This is a genomic window from Pseudomonadales bacterium (assembly GCA_013215025.1).
GTDB lineage: Bacteria > Pseudomonadota > Gammaproteobacteria > Pseudomonadales > DT-91 > DT-91.
In genome coordinates this window covers 1-2,600 of sequence record JABSRR010000258.1, presented here as the reverse complement: position 1 = coordinate 2,600, position 2,600 = coordinate 1, and the positions used below count along the sequence as shown (strand labels likewise).

The following is a 2,600-nucleotide window of genomic DNA, read 5'->3' as shown; positions in this document are numbered from 1 at the left end:
AATCCAAGCTGCTGAAAACGAATCTCTGCCTGCTGTATCTGCAATGGCCTGGCTTGCTCGGCATCCTCAACTTGGGTTGGCTTGGATAAGGTATTCAGACCATCTTTTACGGTGCCGATATTTTCAAATAAATTAGACACTTCCCACATGATCCAGTGCGACATACCGGAGATGCGAATACCGATACTCATCGCGACGGCAATCGCGGCGGCTGACATATCGCCATAAAACCAATAATACAGGGCAATACTGACGATGCTGGCAATCAGCAGCATATTAATGATCCAGACGCTGAGATTGAGCCAGGTGACCAAACGCATCTGTGGGTGCACGGTCGTTAAAAATTCTTGCATACTGTGCCGTGCATAGTCTGCATCGAAATCATGCTGGGAGAACAGCTTAAGCGTCATCACATTGGTGTAGCTGTCGACAATGCGGCCTGTCATTTCTGAGCGGCTGTCGGCCTGCAGCATGGCAATCTGTTTGAGCCTGGGTAGAAAAAATTTCAAAATAGCAAAATACAGCGCAATCCATACCAATAACGGTAGACTTAAGCGCCATTCTAAGCTGCCGACTAACACTATGGTGCTGATTAAATACACCGCTATGAACAGCAGTACATTGACCAGCTTGAGGATACATTCGCGCACCCCAAGCGAAGTTTGCATAAGCTTGGTGGCAATACGGCCACTGAACTCATTTTGATAAAACTGCCATGACTGCGACAGTAAATAGCGATGCCCCAGCCAGCGCACCCGCATGGGCAAGTTACCCATAAAACCTTGGTTGATCATTGATGAATGAAATAACACCAGGGTTGGCATAAAAATCAGCAAATAGGCAAACAGGCCTATGATGGTCCATTTTTCGCGCTGAAAAAAATCCGTTTTATCTTGCGCAGCCAGCCAGTCGACCAGCTGACCCAGAATGGCATACAGGCCTACCTCGGCAACCGCCATTAACACAGTCGTGAAGGCGACAATGGCTAAGTATTTTTTTAAGCCGTGAATATAGTGCAGGCAAAATGCGACAAGCTTCGTCGGTGCTGGGCTTGGGTGCTGCGGTGGAAAGGCTGGCACCAGAGATTCAAACCAAGCAAAAAGGGCATTCATAAAACACTCGTATCGGTAAAAAATTTAGTCATCGTTTGGCTATGCTAGCCGGTGACAAGATATACGGTAAATAAGCTGATTCCGAGCAATAGTCGATAAATCACAAACGGCATAAAACCAATGCGGTCGATGAGGCGCAAAAATAGATGAATGCACAACCAGGCGGTAAGCCCGGAAAATCCCATCACTAACAGCAATGGCAATAGCGATATGCTGCTGTCTGACTGTAGCAGCTGCCACGACTTAAGCGCACTGGCTGCAAGAATGAGCGGAATTGACAATAAAAACGAAAACCTTGCCGCCGCCTGTTTGCTTAGCCCCAGCAGTAAAGCCCCAGTCATGGTAATGCCTGAGCGCGAGGTGCCAGGAATTAAGGCCAAACACTGCAATAGGCCAATCAGCCATGCGTCGCGCATATTGGTGTGCTGGCGCGTATTGTTTTGCGCCAGCTTATCGGCCACACCCAGAATAATGCCAAATAATACGGTTGTGGTGGCAATAATCAGCAGCGAGCGCAGCTCCAGCGCCAGCCATTCAATGCAGAGCCCCATAATCACGGCAGGTATTGTCGCAAAAATAATTTGCCAGGCGAGCTGCGCCTGCTGACTGCTTTGCTGCTTAAAAACCTGCGCTAACCAAGCTTGGCTGAGCTGCAGCAAGTCGCGCCGAAAGTAAAACATCACCGCGATCAGCGAGCCTAAATGCGCGGCGACATCAAATACCAGGCCTTGGTCGGGTAAACTGCTGAGCTGCGCCGGTAAAATCAGATGCGCAGAGCTTGAAATCGGTAAGAACTCGGTGATTCCCTGAATCAGGGCGAGCAGAACAATATACAAAACATCCATTTAATGACACATCACTAGGGTTTGCTGGCTTGCTGCTGAGCAATATTTTTCCAGGCGCTGTGACCACGAATATACAGCGGCTCTAACTGCGCCATGGGGATAAACTGTTTAGCGTTATACTGTTGCTGCGCTAGGTTTAATAAGCCATCGGCGCTGACTGTTACGCCAGTGACAGGCATTGCGGTTAAGCCATGACTGGCAGGTTCAGCAATCAACTTGGTTTCATCTGCGGCCAGCTGTTGTGCAAGCTCAGCTTGAGCCAATAATTGACTTGGCTGCAGCTGTTGCAGCTGGCTTCCGACAATACTGAAGCGAGCTAAATACACCTCTTGCATTTTAGCATCGCGGATCACCGTGAGTGGCTGACTTGGACTATCTGCATTGCACGCGCCAGCGCTGTCAGTTTCATTGTTTTTATCTATGTCGTTATGTATGTCGTTATTTATATCGCTGCTTATGTCGCTACTACTATCCATAGCTTGGCAGTGATAAGAACTGGCCAGCACCGCCAGGCTGTCAAGGCTGATCAAGCGCAGATCATCAACCCAGGCCAAGCTTTTTGCCACCGCCACCGCCAGCCGTACGCCCGTGAATGAGCCTGGGCCATAACTTACCGCCACTGCATCTAGCTGCTTGAAGCTCA

General features: G+C 49.2%; 3 protein-coding genes. All 3 read right to left on the bottom strand.

Annotated features, from left to right (window positions below; translation table 11 throughout):
• The coding region (locus tag HRU21_12620; GenBank protein NRA43133.1) for an ABC transporter ATP-binding protein at positions 1-1,112 on the bottom strand (1,112 nt) is incomplete at its 3' end.
• A 44-nt stretch (positions 1,113-1,156) separates the two neighbouring features.
• Positions 1,157-1,957: an undecaprenyl-diphosphate phosphatase gene (locus tag HRU21_12615; protein NRA43132.1), complete on the bottom strand. Its 801-nt coding sequence runs from the start codon at positions 1,955-1,957 to the stop codon at positions 1,157-1,159.
• A gap of 14 nt (positions 1,958-1,971) precedes the next feature.
• Positions 1,972-2,600, bottom strand: a 629-nt coding sequence (tsaB, locus tag HRU21_12610) for a tRNA (adenosine(37)-N6)-threonylcarbamoyltransferase complex dimerization subunit type 1 TsaB (protein ID NRA43131.1), incomplete at its 5' end; no start/stop codon positions are given.